The following is a 16,290-nucleotide window of genomic DNA, read 5'->3' as shown; positions in this document are numbered from 1 at the left end:
CTGTGCCCCCCAGCGATCAGTCCCGCCTCTCGGCCGGGTCGACCATCGCCGATCTGCGCGTGGTCTTCACCCTGGTGCCGTGGCGGATGCGCTGGCGGATCATCGCCATGGCGGTCGCCGCGCTGCTGGCGGCCATGCTGGATCTCGTGGCGGTCGCGGCCATGCTGCCGCTGACCCAGATGCTCACCGCCCCGGACCCGCTGCCGGGTGCGGTCGATCGGTTCCTGGTCCCGCTGGCGGGCACCGACCCTCGGCGGCTGCTGATCCTCACAGCGGTGGCCGTCGGCGCCGCCTTCCTGGTCAAGAACGTGGCCGTCATCGCCATCCGGTGGTGGAGCATCGGGCAGTCGAATCGGGCCAGCGCAGCCGTCCAGGCGGAGCTTCTGCGCCGCTACGCCGCCGCGCGCTACGTCGATCACCGCCTGCGCTCCAAGTCCGCGATGACCAACATGGTCGGCGGTGCCGTGCCCGCGGCGTTCTCCCTGGTGCTCTCGAGCTGGCTCGCGCTGCTGGTGGACCTGCTGTCCATCGTGCTGATGCTCGGGCTGCTCGTGGCCATGTCACCGATCGCAGCGGCTGCGGCCCTGGTCGTCTTCGGCGGCTTCGCCGTGCTGCTCTCCCGCTATCTCAAGCCCTGGTCGCTCAAGTTCGCCCATCGTGCCTTCGAGCTCGACCGCGACGCCATCGCCGCCCTGAATCCGGCGATCGAGGGCTTCCGGGAGACCAGGCTCTTCCAGCGCGAAGAGCTGTTCGTCGAGCGCTACCGCAGGAACAAGGAGGAGGCCGCCGGGCTGGCGCGCTTCCAGTCGGTGCTCATCGAGCTGCCGCGCTACCTGCTCGAGGTCGTCATGATCCTCGGCATCCTGCTGGTGGCGCTGCTGCTGTTCGGCCTGCAGGGCCCCGAGAGGGCCTTCGGCCTGCTGGCCGTGTTCGTCGCGGCTGCCATGCGCATCGTCCCGGCGCTGAACCGCGTGGTGGCCTCCAACAACCAGATCCATGCGGGCACCCCGGCTCTGCGCGAACTCGTGGCGGAGATCCGCACGCTCGAGCAGCAGGGGGCTGCTCGGCGCACGGGCGGTGACGTGGAGCTGGACCCCACCGCGCCGCTGCGCGTCCGCGATCTGGGCTTCCGCTTCCCGGACGGCAAGCGCCCTGTGCTGGAGGGCGTCAGCGTGGACATCCCGGCGGGATCGACCGTGGCACTGGTGGGCGGGTCGGGCGCAGGCAAGACGACGTTCGCCGACCTGCTGGCCGGACTGTACGAGCCCTCGACCGGCAGCCTCTGCGTGGGCGGCGTGGATCTGACGGAGCACCCGGGCGCATGGCTGCCGCGGGTGGCCATGGTCTCCCAGCGCGTCTACCTCTGGGACGCGAGCATCCGGGACCTGATCACCTTCGCCGCGCCTGCGGGAGAGATCGACGAGCGCCACCTGGCCGACGTGCTCGAGAAGGCCCGGCTCACGGAAGTGGTGGAGTCCCTGCCCCACGGGCTGGACACCACCGTGGGGGAGGCCGGCACACGCCTGTCAGGCGGTCAGACGCAGCGGCTGGGGATCGCCCGCGCCCTGTACTCGCGTCCGAGTGTGCTGATCCTGGACGAGGCCACCAGCGCCCTGGACAACGAGACCGAGCGGCAGATCACGGAGACCGTCGAGCAGCTGCACGGACAGCTGACGGTCATCGTGATCGCCCACCGCCTCTCGACCGTGAAGAACGCAGATCAGATCCTCTACTTCGCCGAGGGCCGGCTGCGCGCGAGCGGGACGATGTCCGAGCTGGTGGAGCGCGACCCCGACTTCGCGCACCTGGTCGAGCTCGGCCGGCTGGAGGTGGGCTGAGGCGATGGGGTCGAGACCGCTCGATGCTCTCAGGCCGCTTATCGCCCGCAGCCTGGGCCCCCTGCGGCGGCAGAGCCCCTCCGTGATCTGGGGTGCCGAGCCCATGAACGGCGGGAACTTCCTGTACCTGTGGCTCACCGCCTGGTCGCGCACTCGGCGCACCGGCAAGCGGTGGACGGTGCGCTTCAAGCCCAAGATGCGCCCCTGGCTCGAGGAGTTCCCCGGCCTGCGTGAGTGGACCGTCCAGGAGCACGAGGTCGGCCCCCTCCAGCGGCGCACCGTGGAATGGGGCCAGCAGGCCGGCTACGACTACCTGGTCCCGGAGATCCCGATGTTCGTGCGCGAGGTGCTGCTGCCGGGCTCGGGCTTCCCCGAACGTGTGGCAGCTGCAGTGCCGGATGCGGTCGTGGTCAACGTCCGCCGCGGGGACTACTACTCGGACGCGCTGAACCGCAGCCGCTACGGGATGGACATCGAGGCCTTCATCCGCGAGGCCGTGCGACGGATACCGAGCACTGCGCAGGAGCGGTTCGTGCTGGTCTCCGATGACCCTCCGTGGTGCATGGAGCACTTGGGCTTCCTGGCCGAGCGGGGGGCAGTGCAGGCCATGCCGCCGCCGCACGACATGTTCCAGGACCTCGCCCAGCTGGCCGCAGCAAGGACGCTGATCCTCACGAACTCCACGTTCTCCTACTGGGGCGGGTATCTGGCCACGAGCCGGCCCCCAGCGCAGCGCCCTCGTCAGATCCTCGCTCCGCTGTTCTTCACCCGGCAGTACAACCACGGCGACTCGCCGCTGCTGCTGCCGCAATGGACGGCGATCCCCGAGGATGAGTACCAGACTGACCCTGGACTCTGATCCCGCAGGACCCGCACTGGGCACACCCCCGAGCACCCCAGGAAGCACAGCCATGACGACCGTTCCCCCCGCTGATCGCGCCGCCGCACCGGCGGTGAGCGTGATCATCCCCGCCTACAACGCTGCCCGGACGCTTCCGCTGCAGCTCGAGGCGCTGGCTGCACAGGTCGATCCGCCGGCCTTCGAGGTCATCGTGGTCGACAACGGATCCAGCGATGACCTCGCTGCGGCGGTGCAGCCCTTCCTGGGCGGGCCCCTGGACCTGCGCGTGCTGCGAGCGGAGGCGCACCAGGGTGCGTCCTACGCGCGCAATGTCGGCATCGGTGCGGCGCGCGCCGAGCTGCTGATGTTCTGCGACGCCGACGACGCCGTCTCCGCCCGCTGGCTGGCCCAGGGAGCGGCTGCCTTCGAGACGGCGGATCTGTGGACCGGCATGGCCCACCTGCTGCCCCAGGGGGCCTTCGAGCATCCGCTGGAGGTCATCCGGGCCCGGTTCGACGTCGAGCCGTCGCAGGAGGACGCCGTCGTCGAGGTGCGGCAGGGAGACGGGCAGGCACTGCCCGTGCTCTTCGGCGGCGACTTCGGCGCACGGAGGGACCTGCTGCTGAGGCTCGGGGGATTCGATCAGTCCTTCCCGCTGGCAGGCGATGACAACGACCTGGCCTTCCGCGCACAGCGGGCCGGGGTGTCACTGCATTCGGCCGAACACCTCCGTGTCGGCTGCCGAGGGCACTGGTCGGCCTCCGATCAGCTGCGCATCGTCCGTCGATCCGCCCGGGCCCACTGCCTGCTGATGCAGCGCTACGATGCCTGGCCCGCCTCGCAGATGCCCCGCTGGCACACGGAGCTGCTGCGCTGTGCCGGAGCAGGACTGAAGATGCTGAGCCGGCGGCAGACGCCGGACTGGTTCGGGCTCATCCACAGGACGAGCATCGCCTGGGGCCTGGCCGAGGGCACCGTCCGGTACCGCTGGCTGAGGCGGATGCCCGACGCGCAGATCGGCGTCGGTCTGCAGGAGGCCGCAGCGCCGTCGATGGACATGCACCCGACCCCGGAGGATGAGGCGAGCAGATGAGGATCCCAGGACTGGCCGCGCTGCGGCGCGCGGCATGGGAGGCGGCTCTGACACCGATCGTGCCCAACACCCGTCGGCGCGATCTCCTCCAGCGCCTCGGCCTGGCCGGCGTGGCGGACGGAGTGCTGATCAGCGACGGCGTGGTGCTCGCCCCGCCGCGTCGGATCAGCATCGGCGAGGGCAGCTTCCTGAACCGGCAGGTGTTCGTGGACACGGAGGTCCATCTGGGGCGCCATGTCTTCGTGGGGCCGCGAGCCATGTTCGTCACCACCCGTCATCCCGTGGGCGGCCCGCAGCAGCGGGCCGCACCAGGGCACCCGGACCCGGTCCATGTGGGCGACGGCAGCTGGATCGGGGCCGGGGCGATCATCCTGCCCGGCGTCACGATCGGCTCCGGCTGCGTGATCGGCGCCGGAGCGGTCGTGACGAAGGATTGCGCGCTCGACGGGATGTATGTGGGCGTGCCCGCCCGTCGCGTCCGCGAGCTCCCCGACGATTCCCCGGAGGTGTCCGAATGAGTGCGCCCGAGGTCAGTGTGGTGATCCCCGCCCACGATGTCGCTGCCGTGATCGGAGAGCAGCTGGCGGCGCTCGCTGCCCAGCGCGGTGCACCGCGCTTCGAGATCGTGATCGCCGACAACGGGAGCTCGGATGGCCTGGCGGGAGCAGCCGCCGGCTTCCGCGAGGATCTCGACCTGCACATCGTGGATGCCTCAGCGCAGCACGGCGCGTCCTTCGCGCGGAACCGCGGGGCAGCTGTCGCCCGCGGGAGGATCCTTCTGTTCTGCGATGCCGATGACCTCGTCAGCGAGAACTGGGTCAGCGCGATGGCGGCTGCTGTGCAGGATGGGGGACGGTGCCTGGCCTCGAGCACCCTCCTGCATGAGGGGTTCAATGACTCAGCGGTGCTCGCAGCCTATGGGATCGGTTCCGATCTGCAGCGTCTGCAGGCGACGGATGAGCCGCCCACTGTGGCGGAGGAGGGATTCGCCGGCTATCTGCCCTCGGTGCCCGGATGCGGCTTCGGAATCCTGCGAAGCGATTACTGGGCTGTCAACGGCATGGATGCGGCGTACCCGGGCGGATCGGAGGAGACGGACTTCTCCTGGCGCTTCCTGGAGGCCGGCGGAACGATGCTCCGGGTGCCCGCTGCCACGATGCAGTACCGCCTGCGCTCCACCCCGCGGGCGCTGCTGCGTCAGCAGCGCATCCAGCAGCTGGCGCGCATCCTGCTGTGGATCCGGTTCCGGGACCGCGGCATGAACGGCCCCAGCGCCAAGGACTCGCTGCTGACCGTCGCACGCGAGGCACCGCGGCTGCTGCTCGCTCGAGACCGGGAGAGCAGGCTTCTGCACGCCCGGCTCCTGGGCGGGCACCTGGGAGCGCTGCAGGGGATGCTGCGCTATCGCATCCTGCGCCGCATCCCAGCCCGCCGGATCGGGGAAGGCCTCGAACCCGCCGCCTCCGCCTCATCCTCGAGTCCCGACTGACCACGGAAGGCCCTGCTCATCATGGAACTGCTCGTCACCGGCGGAGCCGGCTTCATCGGCTCCAACTTCGTCCACCACGTCCTGGAGGCCACCGCCCACGACGTCGTGGTGCTGGACAAGCTCACCTACGCCGGCGACCCGGCCTCCCTGGAGGGAGCCGATCCGCAGCGCATGCGCCTGGTCCAGGGCGATATCTGCGATGCCGAGCTGGTTGACGATCTGATGCGCCAGGCGGATGCCGTCGTGCACTTCGCGGCCGAATCGCATAACGACAACTCGCTGGCGGACCCGTCTCCGTTCATCAAGACCAACCTGGTCGGCACCTTCACCCTGCTGGAGTCCGCCCGCCGGCACGGCACCCGCTTCCACCACGTCTCCACGGACGAGGTCTACGGCGATCTGGCCCTGGACGATCCGGAGAAGTTCACCGAGACCACGCCGTACCGCCCCTCGAGTCCCTACTCGGCCTCGAAGGCCGGCTCGGATCACCTGGTGCGCGCGTGGGTGCGCTCCTTCGGTCTCGAGGCCACGCTGAGCAGCTGCTCGAACAACTACGGCCCGCATCAGCACGTGGAGAAGTTCATCCCGCGCCAGATCACCGAGCTGATCGACGGCCGCCCGCCGCGGCTCTACGGGCAGGGGCTCAACGTGCGCGACTGGATCCACACGCAGGACCACTCCTCGGCGGTGCTGCGGATCCTCGAGCGCGGGGAGATCGGCCGGACGTACCTGATCGGAGCGGACGGCGAGCGCAGCAACCTGGAGATCGCCCGGCTGCTGCTCGAGATCTTCGACCGGCCGGCCGAAGACCTCGAGTTCGTCCGCGACCGTCCCGGCCACGACCGCCGCTACGCGATCGACGCGACCGCTCTGCGCGAGGAGCTCGGCTGGACCCCGCGCTTCACCGATCTCCGCGCCGGGCTCGAGGCGACCGTGCAGTGGTACCGCGACAACGAGTCCTGGTGGCGCCCGCACAAGGCCGCCGTCGAGGCCGGCTACGCCCGGGAGGGGCAGTGACTGCGCACCCGGCCGAGCGCCGTGGAGCGCGTCGGGGCGCAGGGGGCGCGAGGCCATGAGCGAGCCGGAGCCAACGCCGAGGGACCTGCTGCGGCCGCTGCGGCGGATCAAGCACGGGCTGTGGCTGACCCGTCGGCGGCTGAAGCGGGCGCCTGATGCCGCCCGTCGGCACTGGGCAGCGCACATCGAGTACCGGTATGACCCGAGTGAGCATGAGCAGCACGTCGGCGACGTGGTGGTGCCCGCCTCCTCGACGTTCCAGATCGACCATCTCCGGTTCCCCCATGTGGAGCACGGGCCGCGCGGCGAGGCTCCGCGGGTCGTCTATGCGGCCTGGCTGGGCGCCAACGAGCTGACGGCCCCGCGCCGGACGGCCCTGCAGGTGATGCGGGAGGTCAACGCCGGGCTCGAGATCGCGCTGATCACGCTGGAGAACCTCGACGACGTCCTCGTCAAGGGCTCGCCGCTGCACCCTGCCTTCTCGTTCCTGAGCCCCGTACATCGCTCGGACTACCTCTGCTGCTACCTGATGCACCATCACGGGGGCGCCTACGCGGATCTCAAGGTCATGCGCCAGCCGTGGGCCCCGGTGCTCGAGAGGCTGAACTCGGCCGATCATCTGTGGGCCGCCGGACCGCATGAGATGAGCTCGCGGAACACGTGCCCCGCCATGGGCCCCCTCGGGAGGCAGCAGCGGCTCTACTACACGAGGACGGCCTTCCAGGCGGCCTTCGCCTTCAAGCCCGGCTCCAGCTGGACCGAGCAGTGGCTGTGCGAGGTCGAGCGGCGCCTGGACTACTTCCAGGGACTGCTCGCGCAGCACCCGGCCCAGGACCCGTACGGGTTGGAGGGCGACTACCCGGTACCGTGGAGCGCTCTGATGGGGCATGTGTTCTCGCCTCTGGCCCTGCGATACGCGCATCGCTTCGAGCCTTGGCCGCAGATGCACTTCGACTACACCGGCGGCGGCTACCGATGAGCCTCGCGGGGCAGCCGCCCTCCGTGTCCGTGCCATGGCTCTCTCTTCTGGAAAGGTCCCGCCCGTGAAGATCACCGAGACAGCGATCCCGGGACTGCTGATCGTGCAGCTCGACGTCCACGGCGACAGCCGCGGCTGGTTCAAGGAGAACTGGCAGCGGCAGAAGATGACCGAGGCCGGGCTGCCTGACATCCAACCGGTGCAGAACAACATCTCCTTCAACGGCGCGATCGGGACCACGCGCGGCCTGCACGCCGAGCCGTGGGAGAAGTACGTGTCCGTTGCGACCGGCCGGGTCTTCGGCGCGTGGGTCGACCTGCGCGAGGGGGAGAGCTTCGGCGCCGTCGTGACGCAGGAGATCGGACCGGACACCGCGGTCTTCGTCCCGCGGGGGGTGGCCAACGGCTTCCAGACCCTGGAGCCTTCGACCGCCTACACCTATCTGGTCACCGCGCACTGGTCGCCCGAGGCGCAGTCGCGCTACACGTTCCTGGACCTCGCCGACGAGACCGCGGCGATCGACTGGCCGGTCCCGCTCGAGCAGGCGGAGCTCTCGGACAAGGACCGCGAGCATCCGCGTCTGGCGCAGGTGGCACCGGTGCGGGCCTCGCCCGTGCTCATCCTCGGTGCCGCTGGGCAGCTCGGCCGTGCCCTGGTGGCGGCCTGCCGTCGTCGCGGGATCGCGCACCGGGCCCTGACCCGGGGCGAATGGGACATGGAGGACCCGGGCAGCTGGCCGCTCAGCGAGCTGGAGACCGCCCGCGCGGTGCTCAACGCGTCGGCGTTCACTGCGGTCGACGAGGCCGAGACCGCCGAGGGCCGCTCCCGAGCCTGGCAGGTCAACGCCACGGCCGTGGGCGCGCTTGCCGCCGCCTGCCGCGATCACGACGTCCCCCTGACGCACGTGTCGACCGACTACGTCTTCGACGGCTCCCTGCCGCTGGATCAGGAGCACGCCCCCGAGCACCCCGTGGCCCCGCTGTCCGTCTACGGCCAGTCCAAGGCGGCCGGGGAGGCCGCGGTGCGCACCTGGCCGAAGCACTGGATCGTGCGCACGAGCTGGGTGATCGGCGACGGCGCGAACTTCGTGCGGACCATGGCCTCGCTGGCCGAGCGGGGGATCGACCCCGCCGTCGTGGATGATCAGCACGGCCGTCTCACCTTCGCCGCCGACCTGGCCGAGGTCCTGCTGGACCTCGTGGTCGAGCAGGCCCCCTACGGCACCCGGCACGTCACCAACGCGGGACCGGCCATGAGCTGGTTCCAGGTGGCGCGCGCGGTCTTCGAGCTCACGGGCCACGACCCGCAGCGGGTGAGCCCCGTCAGCACGGCGGACTTCTTCCGGGACCGCCCCGGTGCGGCGCCGCGTCCCAGGAACTCCCTGCTGGGAGCCGAGGGCACCCTGCCTCAGGCGATGGAGAGCCTGAGCGCCTATACGCGCACGTTCAAGGAGCAGTCACGATGACCCACGGGCACGGCCGCGAGCAGGAGCTGTCCATCGGCCTGGTATCCGGCGGAGACGAGATCCGCTTCCGCTCCTACGTCAATCACCTGATCTATGCCCGGGAGCACGGTCTGGACTACCGGCTGGAGATCGGACTGGACGAGGGGATCGACAACCCCTTCCTCTATTCCACAGCCATCATCCGCCGTCACCTGGAGCACTACGACTGGCTGGTGTGGATCGACGACGACGCCTACTTCACGGACTTCGACTCCGACGGCATCCGCCGTCTTGCCCAGGACGCAGAGCAGGACGGGAAGTTCCTGGTCATCGCAGAAGGGCCCGAGGAGCCCAATGGCTTCTGGTCCCGCATCAACACGGGCGTCTTCCTGCTGCGCCGCGGCGACGACGCGAACAGGCTGCTGCGGCTCATGGAGGACGCCGAACTCGATGCCGTGCGCGAGTGGTGGGATCCGCAGCGCGATGGGCTGTTCACCGGCGGCGACCAGGACCAGATGTGGTGGGCCCTCTCCACGACCGATCTGCTCGAGCGCACGCAGATCGTCGGACACCGCGCGCTGAACTCCCGGGGCCACTACTACGAGGATTCCCTCTCGGACGCGCTGGTCATGCACTTCTGCGGCCACGGCGACAAGCCGCTGGGCGTCGTCCGCTTCGCGGAGCGCTTCGGGGTGGGGGAGGAGCTCGTGCCCGAGCACCTGCTGGATCGCTACAGCGTCCGCGTGCGCAGCCCGATGACCCGCCCGGAGCGGCTCGCACGCGCAGCTCGGGCGCGCGCCTGGTCGCGTGCCAAGCGCACCGTCCGCCCTCTGCTCAAGAGGGTCCCGGCCGCGGAGGCGCCACTGCGCCGACTCGTCGGGCGCTGAGGGCCGCTGGCGCCTCTGGATCGTGGACGACGTCCGTGCTCTGGCAGGCAGTGCCTCACAGCGCTCGCCGGACCTCGTCCCACAAGCGCGGCAGCCGCGGCCCCAGCGGCACCAGGCTCCCCCGGGGCCGCCATGCGATCTCCTGCGATGCCGTGCCCTGGAGCAGCGACTCCCATGCCCTGCCCAGCTCGTCGTCCGACAGTGCGCCCAGGGCTCGCCAGTGGTACCCCTTCTCGGCCGGCAGCTGCGTCAGTGCAAGGGCCGAGGCTCCGCCGCGGGCCTTGCGGACGAACTGCTCGTAGCTGCGCCAGGGGCGGTGCAGGATCCGCAGCGACGACTCGGATCTGCCCGGTCGGCTGACCTCGTGGTTGCCCATGGCCACCACGGCCCCGGGGAAGGGGCGGAAGGCGACCTTGTCGTCGTAGTGGGGGGTCCGATCCACCCGGAGCTCGTGCTCGGAGTCGGGGGAGGGGAACACGTTGTGCACCACGGCCCGGGCGATCGGAGCGCGTGCGGATGACAGCGTCTCGGCAAGAGTGCCCTCAGCGCCGTACCAGAGCTCGTCGGCGTCGAACGGGATGACCCACCTGGCACCCGCACGGGCCGCGGCATCGGCCAGCATCGTCATCTTGGCGGACTGCACGTAGGCCGGCTCCGCGTCCCGGGCCACCAGGACCTGAGGATGCTCGGTGGCCAGCTCGCGCAGGATCCGACCGGTGCCGTCCGTGGAGAGGTTGTCCGCTACGAGCACTCGCTCCACTCCCTGCTCGAGCAGATGCCGGATCGTCTCGGCCGCGACATCGGCCTCATCGCGGACCATGCCCACGGCCCACAGGCCCCGGTGAGCCGCCAGGGGCGGCAGGTCCAGACCCGCACGGGCGATCCGCAGCTGCTGGGCCAGTGCTCCGGTCCGGCGGCTGAGCAGGCTGCTTCCCACCAGCCCGGCGTCCCGGCGGGCCAGGAAGGCCCGGTGCTTGAGGCGGCGCAGCGGATCGGCGCTCATCGCGGCGGCACCAGCTGGCTCAGCTCCCGGGTGAGCTCCGGGGGCTCTGGCAGCCCCAGGACCTCGGACAGCGTGCGGAGACGATGCCGCCAGTCCAGACTCTGCCGGGCCAGCAGCTGCTGGGCTCGTGCCGAGCCCGGGGTCCACTGCGCGCTGAGCTCGGCAATGCGCTCGAGTCCGACGACCGGATCCGTGGGGGAGACCTCCGCCGTGGCCGTCTCCCACAGCAGCTGCGCGGCGCTGCTCGGCGCCGCCCCGACGACGACCGCGCCGGCCGCCAGCGCATCGGTCCAGCGGCCCGTGAGGTAGTCCCGCGTCGGGTGGGTGTAGGTCGCGGGGCTGACCAGGTTGGAGAACGCCAGCATGAAGCGCGTGCGCAGCAGTGCCGACCGCACCTGCTCATAGCTGCCGGCGGGGTCCGCAGGATCCAGCGGTGGGCGTCCCTCGAAGCGCAGCCCACGCGCTGAGGCCAGGCGCGCAATGGCGGCGTCGTCGTCCCAGGCTGAGGGCTGGCGTCCGACCCGCAGCAGATCGGTGCTCCGGCTGCCGTCCTGCAGCGGGAAGGCGAGGGTGTCGGCGCCCCAGGGCAGCACGGAGACGGCAGCATCCGTCAGCGTTGCCCACTCCTGGCGAAGTCCGGGGTCCGTGATGAACAGGTGATCGAAGTGCCGTCCGGTACGGGCGAAGCGCGCGATGCGCTCGGTCCAGAACGAGTCGATCACCCAGGCCGCGGTCGAGGCATAGCCGGGCAGCCAGTGCCGCATCCGCGCGGCCTGGGCCAGGTGCGCCGGATTCGGGGCGATGACCAGCAGACGACGCGAGGAGGCGGAGAGCAGCCGGGGGATCGCGGAGGCGCCGCGCTGCAGCGCCGTGGGGCGGGCGCGCTCATCGATGGTGATCAGCCGTGCGTCCAGCAGACGCGCGCTCAGCTGGACGAGGGCGTCCACCGGGCCCCACCCCTGGCCGCCGGCGCGCACGTGCAGCAGATCCAGCTCCAAGGCGCCGACCCTCCTCGCATCATCGTGGCCCCGAGTTCGGTGCCGCGGGGCTCGCCCGATTCTAGGGCGCGACCACCCGCGGCACCTGCCGCGAGCCGCAGCGAGTCCGGGTGACGTGGCCCTGATCACAGTCGCTGACGCGCTCTGCCGGGCCTGCTCGCCGCCTGCGAGAATCGAGAGGCCGTCATCGCCGCCGCCTTCTCCCAGAGGACACCCATGACCACAACCGTCCTGCCTGTGCCCGAGCTCGAGCCGACCGTGCAGCGGCTGCTCAGCGCGCTTCGACCCCTCCAGGACGACGCCGAGGCCGAGCGCACCCGCGAGACCGCCCGGCAGTGGCTGGCCGGCGACGCCCCCGTGCTGCAGCAGCGCCTGCTGGACTTCGCCCGGCGGGAGGACGCCGCCGGTCGCAGCTGGCTGTCGCGGGAGTGGCTGCGCGGCTACCTGCGCACGCGCGAGTCCCTGCCGCTGAGCACGAGCGTGGGCTTCCAGCTGGCCGACGAGCCCGGGACTCCCGGCCTCGACCGCGCAGCCCGGTTTATCCACCGCGCGGCCGCCGTCCACCTGCAGCAGCTGCGCGGTGAGACCCCGGTGGAGGTCAGCCCGCGCGGTGCGCACCTGTGCATGCAGCAGTGGGAGGCCCTGGGCGGCGGGCTGCGGCACCCGCAGGCGGGCATGGACGAGATCCGCCGGCCGCGGGTCGAGGCCGCCGACGCCGAGATCGGCATCCTCCACCGCGGGCACCTCCGAGTGCTGCCGATCGCCGATGCCGACGGCCAGCCCCGCAGCGCCGCCTGGATAGCGCAGGCGCTGCGCACGATCGTCGCCGCGCCGGGCGGAGCCCGGGACGAGCTGCCCTTCGGCGCGGTCTCCTGGCTGCCCGCCGACGACGCCGCCGAGATCCTCGAGGAGCTGCTGCAGGACTCGGCGAACGCGCGGACCTACGACCGGCTGTCCCGCTTGGTGTACACGGTGGACCTGCAGGAGCAGCAGCTCACGGATGAGCAGCACCTGCAGCACCTGGCCTTCGGCTTCCACGACGCCTGGGTGCGCAAGCCCATGTCCTACGAGATCGCGCTGCACGACTCCTTCACGGGCGTGCACGTGGAGCACAGCACGATCGACGGGGCCACGGTGCTGGCGGCCGTGGGCCGCATGCAGCAGGTCGAGATCCACGACGCCCCCGCCGCCGTTCCGGAGCTGGTCATCGAGGCCCCGGAGCTCGCCTGGTCGATGACTGCGGAGCAGGCCCGGCGCGTGCGCACCGGGCTGGAGGGCGTGTCTCAGGCCGCCGAGCCGCTGTCGGTGCGCCTCGTCACGGTGCCGCGCATGTCAGCACAGGAGCGCCCGTTCAAGATGAGCGACGACGCCGTCCAGCAGCTGATCTTCACGATCGCCCAGCAGCTGGCCTTCGGGCGGGTGCGCAGCGTCTACGAGTCGGTCGACGTCCGCGAGTTCCAGGCCGGGCGCACCGAGTGCCTGCGCCCGGTGACGGCCCAGGCCGTCGAGCTCGCGGCCGCCGCCGTGGAGGGCACCGCGACCCAGGAGCAGCTGCGCGCTGCGATCGAGGCGCACAAGGACTGGATCAAGGCGTGCAAGGCCGGGCACGGCCCGCAGCGCCACGTCACCGGCCTTCGGCTCATGGCGGATGAGGATCAGGTGCGGGAGGGGCTGCTCGGGGATCCATCGCTGGAGGCGCTATCGGAGGACTTCCTGTCGACCACCTCGGTGGGCGGGGCGCAGTCCATCGTGCGCTACGCCTTCGCCCCCACCTCCGCGGCCGGTCTCGGCATCGCCTACACCAAGGGCGAGCGCGAGTTCGAGTTCTGCCTCAGCTTCCGCGCCGACACGGCCGAGGACCCCGACGGCTTCGCCGAGGCGCTGGTCGAGGCCGCGCAGCTGCTGTGGTCCGTTGTCGGGACGCCCGCGCGCTGAAGCGAGCTCCGGGCCCCACTAGGCCGTGTTGATCAAGAGGTTTCGACCTCGGCTGGGTGAGCCTTGAACGGTGACGCGACAGGAGATCTCTGACGGGTTGTGGGCCGTGATAGAGCCGTTGATGCCGTCGACCACTGGCCGCTCGCGGCCGTGGACGGATCATCGGCTCGCTGTTGAGGGGATCGCGTGGAAATACCGGACTGGGGCGCCGTGGCGGGATGTGCCGGAGCGGTTCGGGAAGTGGAATTCGATCTACAAGAGGTTCAACCGGTGGGCTGAAGATGGCACGTGGGAGATGCTGCTGGCCGAGGTGCAGAAGCAGGCGGACGCTGCTGGGAAGATCGACTGGGTCGTCTCGATCGACTCGACCATCGCGCGTGTTCATCAGCACGGCGCGACCCTGAAGCGGGACACAGGGGGCTCTGCGGAATCACAAGAATCCGCGGTTCGAGCCGCCTGATCACGGGATCGGCCGCTCCCGGGGAGGGCTGACGACCAAGCTGCACCTGGTCTGCGACGGCCGTGGCCGGCCACTAGGCATGATGATCACCAGCGGGAACATCAACGACACCGCGATGATGACCGCCGTGCTCGAGAATGTCCGCGTTCCGCGCGCCGGGAAGGGCCGGCCTCGCACCCGTCCCGACCGCGTCCTGGCGGACAAGGGGTATCCATCGAAGGCGAACCGGGCCTGGCTGCGCGATCGGAGGATCGCGGCAACGATCCCGGAACGTAACGATCAGATCGCGCACCGCCGCAAGAAGCCGGGCCGACCGATCGACTTCGGCGATCAGCAGCAGGGGCGATACAAGGGCCGCAACGTCGTGGAGCGTTGCTTCAACCGACTCAAGCAGTGGCGCGGAATCGCGATGCGCTCCGACAAGCTCGCCCGCAACTATCGGGCCGCCGTCAGCCTCGCCGCGACGCTGATCTGGATCAAGACGGACCTGCCTCCTCCGGCCTGAGCACGGACCGGTGTCCGCGATGCTGACGGTGCCGTGATCAACTGTCAGATCGACACCACCCTGCACAGCGCGACCTGATGCGCCGGTGATTGCCAGCCGACATAGCAGGAGCGGGGCCCCGTCCTGCTTGCAGCCGTCCTCGAATCACAAGCATTGTTGATTGATTCCGTTTTTCGTTATATAACAGATCTGTGAATCATTTCGGTGCCCTGGGGGACGCCACTCGTCTGCGGATGGTGGAGCAGCTTGCCGAGGGTGATCGTACGGCCGGCGAGCTGAGCGCCGTAGTTCGTGAAGAGTTCGGAGTGAGTCAGCCCGCAGCGTCTCGGCATCTTCGCGTGCTGCGTGAGGTCGGCCTCGTACGTTCGCGCGTCGAGGGATCGCGTCGCATCTACAGCCTGGACCGCGACGGTGTCGAGGCCATCGGCGAGTGGGCGGACCGGCTGCGGCAGCTGTGGGGCGGTTCGCTCTCGGCGCTGGGCACCGAGATCGCGCGCGGTCAGCGTGACCGTCGCTATGAGTCGAAAGGAAGCCAGCAGTGAACATCGCCAGTCAGATCAACGAGGTTCTACGTCACGTCGAGTTCGACGACGAGCGGAACGTGATCACCCTGACCCAGACCTTCCCGACGACCCCTGACGACCTGTGGGACGCGTGCACGAATCCCGACCGCCTGGCGCGCTGGTTCGAGCCCCTGACCGGAGACCTGCGCCGGGGTGGTCGGTATCGCCTTTTGGACAGTGGCACGGTCGGCACGATCGAGACGTGCGAGGCGCCGCGCGCGTTGACGATAACGTGGGAGTACGAGGGCGAGGTCTCTCGCGTCACCGCGTCGATCGAAGGACATGGCACCGGGGCAGCCGCGCTCACCGTGCGTCACTTTGGAGAGAGCAACGACCACTGGCGCGAGTACGGTCCTGCTGCCGGCGGTGGCGGGTGGGACGCGGGGCTCCTGGGGCTCGCGCTTCATCTCGACGATCCGCGTGCTGACCTCGATGCCGTCAGCCGCATCATGGGGTCAGAAGAAGGTGCCGAGTTCGCTAGACGCGGGTCTGAAGAGTGGTCGCGGGCGCACCAGGAAGCGGGCGCTCCGAAGAGCGAAGCCGACGCTGCCGCTCGCGCTGCGCTGGCGCTCGATCGCGCCCAGTGGGAACCCGCCGACTGATCGGGTCTTGACGGATGGGATTCCTGGCCGTATCCGGTCTCAGACTCTTGATCAACACGGCCTAGCCTCGCCGATACGGCATCGGGATTTGGGAGACACGCTCTAGGTGCGCGTGGACCAGGATGCGGTGGACAGTGGACGGGGCGATCCCGAGTCGGCACGCCAACTGCACCGGCCCCTCCCTCAGGCGCAGCCGCAGATTGATGCAGCGCCGAGTGGTCTTCTGACTCGTCTTGTTCGGGGAGCGACGCGGCCGGGAAGACCGGTCTTGCCTGGATTCGCCGTCTCGCTAGCGGTCGGCCCAACGCTTGACGGTAGGCCAGGAGACTTGGAATCGGGCGGCGACCTCGCTGATCGGCCAACCGTCGTCAACAACCATGCGCGCGACGATCAGGCGATGCCGTGGGGTGAGCGCCGCGTTGGCGTGGGACATGACTGAGCCTTCCTGGGGGCATGTGCCGCCCAGGAAGGCCAGATGCCGCCGCGGGCGGCGAGATTGTTTGGGTGAAGTGAATCGCCCCGGGTTTGTTAGAGGCTCGCAAGTGCCGCGTCGGCGGGTGCCGGTGCGGGGTGGTTGTGATGGTAGGTGTCCTCGAGCTCGACGGGCGGGATCATGCCGATCTCGCCGTGAAGTCG

The 16,290-nt window shown here is 70.1% G+C and carries 15 protein-coding genes and 1 pseudogene; 13 read left to right on the top strand and 3 right to left on the bottom strand.

Going from position 1 to position 16,290, the window contains the following annotated elements:
* The first annotated feature begins 2 nt into the window (after positions 1–2).
* The 9 genes from QSJ40_RS10830 (at position 3) to QSJ40_RS10790 (ending at position 9,588) form a co-directional block, all read left to right on the top strand.
* Entirely contained in the window at positions 3–1,838 is a 1,836-nt protein-coding gene (locus QSJ40_RS10830) for an ABC transporter ATP-binding protein (RefSeq protein ID WP_024290623.1), read from the top strand.
* 82 nt (positions 1,839–1,920) lie between these two features.
* Entirely contained in the window at positions 1,921–2,697 is a 777-nt protein-coding gene (locus QSJ40_RS10825; protein ID WP_204783121.1) for an alpha-1,2-fucosyltransferase, read from the top strand.
* Positions 2,698–2,749: 52 nt separating this feature from the next.
* Positions 2,750–3,772: a glycosyltransferase family 2 protein gene (locus tag QSJ40_RS10820; protein WP_024290621.1), complete on the top strand. Its 1,023-nt coding sequence runs from the start codon at positions 2,750–2,752 to the stop codon at positions 3,770–3,772.
* The gene (locus tag QSJ40_RS10815; RefSeq protein ID WP_285730883.1) at positions 3,769–4,290 is read left to right on the top strand and encodes an acyltransferase; all 522 of its coding nucleotides are present in this window, start codon (positions 3,769–3,771) and stop codon (positions 4,288–4,290) included. The genes QSJ40_RS10820 and QSJ40_RS10815 overlap by 4 nt, the downstream gene beginning before the upstream one ends.
* Entirely contained in the window at positions 4,287–5,261 is a 975-nt protein-coding gene (locus tag QSJ40_RS10810; RefSeq protein ID WP_280614083.1) for a glycosyltransferase family 2 protein, read from the top strand. Before QSJ40_RS10815 ends, QSJ40_RS10810 begins: the two co-directional genes overlap by 4 nt.
* A 21-nt stretch (positions 5,262–5,282) precedes the next feature.
* Entirely contained in the window at positions 5,283–6,278 is a 996-nt protein-coding gene (gene rfbB, locus QSJ40_RS10805) for a dTDP-glucose 4,6-dehydratase (protein WP_268143013.1), read from the top strand.
* Positions 6,279–6,333: 55 nt separating this feature from the next.
* Positions 6,334–7,257 carry a glycosyltransferase family 32 protein gene (locus tag QSJ40_RS10800; RefSeq protein WP_204783123.1) on the top strand — a complete coding sequence of 308 codons (924 nt, stop codon included), beginning with the start codon at positions 6,334–6,336 and terminating at the stop codon, positions 7,255–7,257.
* 34 nt (positions 7,258–7,291) lie between these two features.
* Entirely contained in the window at positions 7,292–8,722 is a 1,431-nt protein-coding gene (locus QSJ40_RS10795; RefSeq protein ID WP_029643843.1) for a sugar nucleotide-binding protein, read from the top strand.
* On the top strand, positions 8,719–9,588 hold the full coding sequence (locus tag QSJ40_RS10790) for a hypothetical protein (RefSeq protein WP_285730877.1): 870 nt from the start codon (positions 8,719–8,721) through the stop codon (positions 9,586–9,588). The genes QSJ40_RS10795 and QSJ40_RS10790 overlap by 4 nt, the downstream gene beginning before the upstream one ends.
* 55 nt (positions 9,589–9,643) lie before the next feature.
* Here QSJ40_RS10790 and QSJ40_RS10785 read toward each other — a convergent pair whose 3' ends face one another.
* Both QSJ40_RS10785 and QSJ40_RS10780 read right to left on the bottom strand, forming a co-directional pair.
* Positions 9,644–10,591 carry a glycosyltransferase family 2 protein gene (locus QSJ40_RS10785; RefSeq protein WP_024290614.1) on the bottom strand — a complete coding sequence of 316 codons (948 nt, stop codon included), beginning with the start codon at positions 10,589–10,591 and terminating at the stop codon, positions 9,644–9,646.
* A complete protein-coding gene (locus QSJ40_RS10780; RefSeq protein WP_024290613.1) occupies positions 10,588–11,589 on the bottom strand; it encodes a hypothetical protein in 1,002 nt (333 codons plus the stop codon). The genes QSJ40_RS10785 and QSJ40_RS10780 overlap by 4 nt, the downstream gene beginning before the upstream one ends.
* Before the next feature lie 216 nt (positions 11,590–11,805).
* Here QSJ40_RS10780 and QSJ40_RS10775 point away from each other — a divergent pair, with 216 nt between their 5' ends.
* From QSJ40_RS10775 to QSJ40_RS10760, 4 genes are all read left to right on the top strand, one after another.
* Positions 11,806–13,524, top strand: coding sequence for a choline/carnitine O-acyltransferase (locus QSJ40_RS10775; protein WP_024290612.1), 1,719 nt, complete (start codon positions 11,806–11,808; stop codon positions 13,522–13,524).
* 121 nt (positions 13,525–13,645) lie between these two features.
* Positions 13,646–14,489, top strand: a protein-coding gene (locus QSJ40_RS10770) for an IS5 family transposase (protein ID WP_155931041.1) whose coding sequence is annotated in 2 segments (ribosomal slippage) — positions 13,646–13,951 and positions 13,953–14,489 — 843 coding nt in all. Because the reading frame shifts where the segments join, the coding sequence is not laid out codon by codon here.
* Between the two features lie 191 nt (positions 14,490–14,680).
* On the top strand, positions 14,681–15,031 hold the full coding sequence (locus QSJ40_RS10765; RefSeq protein WP_024290610.1) for an ArsR/SmtB family transcription factor: 351 nt from the start codon (positions 14,681–14,683) through the stop codon (positions 15,029–15,031).
* Positions 15,028–15,654, top strand: a complete 627-nt coding sequence (locus tag QSJ40_RS10760; protein WP_241445325.1) for an SRPBCC domain-containing protein — start codon at positions 15,028–15,030, stop codon at positions 15,652–15,654. Before QSJ40_RS10765 ends, QSJ40_RS10760 begins: the two co-directional genes overlap by 4 nt.
* Before the next feature lie 85 nt (positions 15,655–15,739).
* Here QSJ40_RS10760 and QSJ40_RS10755 read toward each other — a convergent pair.
* Positions 15,740–16,087, bottom strand: a pseudogene (locus tag QSJ40_RS10755) (helix-turn-helix domain-containing protein); the annotation flags it as partial.
* Between the last annotated feature and the right edge of the window lie 203 nt (positions 16,088–16,290).

The sequence above is a fragment of the Kocuria sp. NBRC 114282 genome, from assembly GCF_030268385.1.
Classification (GTDB): Bacteria; Actinomycetota; Actinomycetes; order Actinomycetales; family Micrococcaceae; genus Kocuria; species Kocuria palustris.
This window is presented reverse-complemented; position numbering and strand designations above follow the sequence as displayed.

Coding starts and splice junctions, on each gene's coding strand:
- QSJ40_RS10795 (WP_029643843.1), top strand. CDS start 7,292: ATGGCTCTCTCTTCTGGAAAGGTCCCGCCCGTGAAGATCACCGAGACA.
- QSJ40_RS10775 (WP_024290612.1), top strand. CDS start 11,806: ATGACCACAACCGTCCTGCCTGTGCCCGAGCTCGAGCCGACCGTGCAG.
- rfbB (WP_268143013.1), top strand. CDS start 5,283: ATGGAACTGCTCGTCACCGGCGGAGCCGGCTTCATCGGCTCCAACTTC.
- QSJ40_RS10820 (WP_024290621.1), top strand. CDS start 2,750: ATGACGACCGTTCCCCCCGCTGATCGCGCCGCCGCACCGGCGGTGAGC.
- QSJ40_RS10800 (WP_204783123.1), top strand. CDS start 6,334: ATGAGCGAGCCGGAGCCAACGCCGAGGGACCTGCTGCGGCCGCTGCGG.
- QSJ40_RS10790 (WP_285730877.1), top strand. CDS start 8,719: ATGACCCACGGGCACGGCCGCGAGCAGGAGCTGTCCATCGGCCTGGTA.
- QSJ40_RS10810 (WP_280614083.1), top strand. CDS start 4,287: ATGAGTGCGCCCGAGGTCAGTGTGGTGATCCCCGCCCACGATGTCGCT.
- QSJ40_RS10785 (WP_024290614.1), bottom strand. CDS start 10,591: ATGAGCGCCGATCCGCTGCGCCGCCTCAAGCACCGGGCCTTCCTGGCC.
- QSJ40_RS10815 (WP_285730883.1), top strand. CDS start 3,769: ATGAGGATCCCAGGACTGGCCGCGCTGCGGCGCGCGGCATGGGAGGCG.